This is a genomic window from Streptomyces sp. NPDC001933 (assembly GCF_042890955.1).
Lineage (GTDB): Bacteria > Actinomycetota > Actinomycetes > Streptomycetales > Streptomycetaceae > Streptomyces.
Genome location: NZ_JBIASS010000103.1, coordinates 1 through 2,865, shown reverse-complemented (window position 1 = coordinate 2,865; position 2,865 = coordinate 1). Strand labels below are relative to the sequence as shown.

Annotated in this window: 1 protein-coding gene and 2 pseudogenes; 1 reads left to right on the top strand and 2 read right to left on the bottom strand. The window is 63.3% G+C overall.

The genetic code is table 11. The features are described from left to right. Positions 1-89 precede the first annotated feature (89 nt). Positions 90-1,049 (bottom strand): annotated as a pseudogene (locus ACFYY7_RS45515) (ISAzo13 family transposase); the annotation flags it as partial. A 66-nt stretch (positions 1,050-1,115) separates the two neighbouring features. Continuing rightward, positions 1,116-1,232: pseudogene (locus ACFYY7_RS45510) on the bottom strand (IS5/IS1182 family transposase); the annotation flags it as partial. A 577-nt stretch (positions 1,233-1,809) separates the two neighbouring features. Here ACFYY7_RS45510 and ltrA point away from each other — a divergent pair. Continuing rightward, positions 1,810-2,787, top strand: a complete 978-nt coding sequence (gene ltrA, locus ACFYY7_RS45505; RefSeq protein WP_388672320.1) for a group II intron reverse transcriptase/maturase — start codon at positions 1,810-1,812, stop codon at positions 2,785-2,787. The last annotated feature ends 78 nt before the right edge of the window (positions 2,788-2,865 follow it).

Sequence of the window (2,865 nt, the reverse complement as noted above, 5' to 3'; positions counted from 1 at the left end):
TGATCAGGACGACAAGAGCCGTATGACGAGAGATCGTCACGTACGGATCTGTGGGAGCCGGAGGGTGCGAATCCCTCCGGCTACCCGACCTTCGACGTGCCCGGAGGCATGTGGCAGACCGTGATCTCCAGTCCCGTCACGGCGGCGAGCGCGGCGAGTTCGGTCTTCCAGGCGCGGGTGCGGTGGCCGTTGGAGCCGCCTGCGTCGGCGGTGATCAGAAGCCGGGTGGCGGCCGGGTAGTCGTGCCGACCGCGGGCCTGCCACCAACGCTGGATGGAGGCGACCGCGAACGTTGCGGTGTCGTGGTCCGTGCCGACATTCACCCAGCCGGTGTTCGCGGCGATGTCGTAGATCCCGTACGGGATCGCCTTGCCCGGTCCCTGCCGGTCGAGGAAGTCGTGCGTCCTGACCTTCACCGGCTCGCCGGTCGGCCGCCACTCGCGTCCGGCGTTCTTGTACTCGCCGACCAGCTCCTTCTTCTTGGTGTCCACGCTGATCACCGGCTGTTCGGTGTCCATATGGGCCTTGGCCTGCTCGTTGATGTAGTGGAACTGGGTGTCGCGGTCCGAGTGTTGGGAGCCCTCGATGGTCTTGGCGTTGGCCTGCAGGCTGAAGCCTTCCTCCCGCAGCAGGTCACCCACCGTGTCGGCGCCGACCTTGTGCCCCAGGCGGGTGAGCTCCTCGGCCAGTTTCCTGGTCGACTTCGTCGTCCAGCGCAGCGGTGACATCGGATCCCCGCGCGAGTCCGGCTCAACCAGGGCGAGCAGGGCTGGCCGGAGTCTCGGGTCTATGTCGGCTGCTTTCTTGCGCCCGCCCCCGGGTCGGCGAACCCGTCCCAACGGTTCCGCCCCGGATTCCAGCTCGTCCACGCCCCTGCGGACCGTGGTCTCGCTGACCTGGGCCGCCCGCGCGACGGCCCGGATCCCGCCATGGCCCAGCAAACGGGCCTCGGTTGCCATCAGCAGACGCCGCTGCCGCTCGTCGAGGTGCGGGAACAACACCGCAAACTTCAGGGCGAGTTGGTCACGGATCGACTCGGAGATGCGCATACCACATCAACGAGCCGCAGAGCGGGAAGCAACACGTTGATTCTCGGCACGCCCTTACTGCTCGTTTCAGAATGAGGTTCGGAGTCGTCTCAAGCAGATGATGCTGCAGGCGAGTTGGAGCAGTCCGAGGTGGAGGTCGGCTCGTATCTCGTAGCGGATCCGGAGCCGTTTGAACTGGTGTTGTGTCCTGAATGTGAAAGGAAGTTGGTTGTAGGGAAGCTTCTGGAAGCAGTGCTGTACGGGAGATGAAGGTTTGGCCCTTCGGAGTCGCCTTGCGGAGGGAGGCTCCAAACCGCCTCATGCTGCGTTGGGTTGAAGACCGTCGTGGTGAGCGATGAGGAAAAGGCGTCGTAAGAGGCGTCAGGTGGGGATCGGGAAGACGAACGCAAGTGAATCGCTGCTGACGTGTCGAAATCAAAACAGACGACATCAAAACCGGGGTGTCATCAGAACTCCGGGATGAGCCTGGCGGGTGTCCGCTTATTGGTCAGGTGGTGTCCGGCATGCAGGCGACGTGAGCCCGGTCTGCCGCTTCCGTGCGGAACAGGAGAAGGCAGGTCTCGATGCTGCCCGCCACGGGTGGGCGAGAGGGAGTGCCCCAAGCAGACTCAACTGTGAGGGGTCGAGTACCGACGCGAGGCCTGCTGGCGGACCGGCTCGTAGTAGTGACGAAGCTCCTGCAACGGGGGTGGAGCGAAGGGGCCGGGTCGTTCGTGACTGAGCTGATCGCATCAACCGGACCATGTCCGGGAGGAGTTCGATGGGCCAGTTGAAATCATCGACCAAGCCGTTTGAGATTTCGAAATGGGAAGTCAGGGAGGCGTGGGAGGAAGTCAGGGCGAACAAGGGTGCACCGGGAGTGGATGGGCAGAGCATCGCCGACTTCGAGAAGGACCTGAAGAACAATCTTTACAAAGTCTGGAACCGAATGTCGTCGGGCTCATATTTCCCTCATCCGGTGCGTGCAGTGGCTATCCCCAAGCCTCACGGAGGCGGCGAAAGAATGCTCGGCATTCCCGCTGTCGCCGACCGGGTGGCGCAGACTGTGGTGGCCCGGCATCTGATGCTACGGGTGGAGCCTATTTTCCATCCCGACAGTTACGGATACCGGCCGGGACGGTCCGCCTTGGACGCAGTAGGAAAATGCCGGGAACGCTGCTGGAAAAGGGACTGGGTGGTGGAGTTCGACATCGCTAAGTTCTTCGACAGTGTGCCCTGGGACCTGCTGGTCAAGGCGGTGGAAGCACGCACCGACGCCGTTTGGGTGAAATTGTACGTGCGGCGGTGGCTCGCTGCCCCGCTCGTCATGCCCGACGGCTCCCTGCTGGAACGGGAACGTGGGACCCCGCAAGGGGCCCCGGTGTCTCCCGTCCTGGCGAATCTGTTCCTGCACTACGCGTTCGACACATGGATGGACCGGGAATTCCCGTCGGTCTGGTTTGAAGGCTACGCGGACGACGCGGTGCTGCACTGCGTCACCGAGCGTCAAGCCCGCCAGGTGCTGGCCGCGCTCAGGGACAGGATGGTCGAAGTCGGGTTGCAGCTGCACCCGGACAAGACCCGGATCGTCTACTGCAAGGACGGAGATCGCCGCGGTGCTTACGAGCACAGGGCGTTCACCTTCCTCGGGTACACGTTCCGAGCCCGGAAGAACCGGAGTCGACACGGGAACCTGTTCCTGTCGTTCGAGCCGGCAATCAGCAAGGACGCCCTGAAGAGAATGGGCCCTCACCCCTGATCTTGGACACTCGAGATAGTGGATCTTGAGGATCTGAGAGATGGACGTGTCGTGGTCATGAAGCACTACTCCGCCGAG